The sequence below is a fragment of the Methylobacterium sp. WL103 genome (assembly GCF_008039885.1).
GTDB classification, from domain to species: Bacteria; Pseudomonadota; Alphaproteobacteria; order Rhizobiales; family Beijerinckiaceae; genus Methylobacterium; species Methylobacterium cerastii.
In genome coordinates, this window is the sequence record NZ_VRUX01001182.1 from 1 (window position 1) to 639 (window position 639).

Consider the following 639-nt stretch of genomic DNA (forward strand, 5'->3'; position numbering starts at 1 on the left):
CCGCCGGAGAGCGCGTCCGGGCGGCGGTCGCGATAGGTCGCCGGATCGAGGCCGACGAGATCGAGCATCGCGTCGACGCGGCCGGCGATCCGCGCCTTCGGCCAGCCCAGCAAGCCGGGGACGGTGGCGACGTTCTCGGCGACGCTGCGATGGGGAAACAGGCCAACCCCCTGCAGCACGTAGCCGATGCCGCGGCGCAGGGCGATCGGGTCCGTGGTCGCGACATCGCGCCCACCGAGGGTGATGCGCCCGGCATCCGGGTCGATCAGCCGGTTGACCAGCCGCAGCGTCGTCGACTTGCCGCAGCCCGAAGGCCCGATCAGCACGGAGGTGCTGCCCTCGGGGATCGTCAGGTCGAGCCGGTCGACGGCGGGGCCTGGCGCCCCGGGGAAGTGCTTGGAGACGCCCTCGAAGCGGATCACGGCCGGTGCGACGCCTCGGCGCGCCGCTCAGCAGCCCTTGCAGATCGAGGACATCGAGGCGCGGGTGCGCGTGTCCCAGGCCTTGTCGCGGGCGGCGGACGCCTTCTGCGCCTTGAGCATCTCGGCCTGATTCGCCGCCTTCATCGCCGACTCCTTGCGGGCCTCGCTCGTGGGCTGGGCGCCGGCGGGCCGAGGCACGGTCGCACCGGTTGCGGCC

General features: G+C 73.6%; 1 protein-coding gene and 1 pseudogene. Both read right to left on the bottom strand.

Annotation, left to right across the window (positions count from 1 at the left end; translation table 11 throughout):
- A partial coding sequence (locus FV222_RS28500; protein WP_147816469.1) for an ATP-binding cassette domain-containing protein occupies positions 1-422 on the bottom strand: 422 nt, incomplete at its 3' end.
- A gap of 27 nt (positions 423-449) precedes the next feature.
- Positions 450-639: pseudogene (locus FV222_RS30805) on the bottom strand (hypothetical protein); the annotation flags it as partial.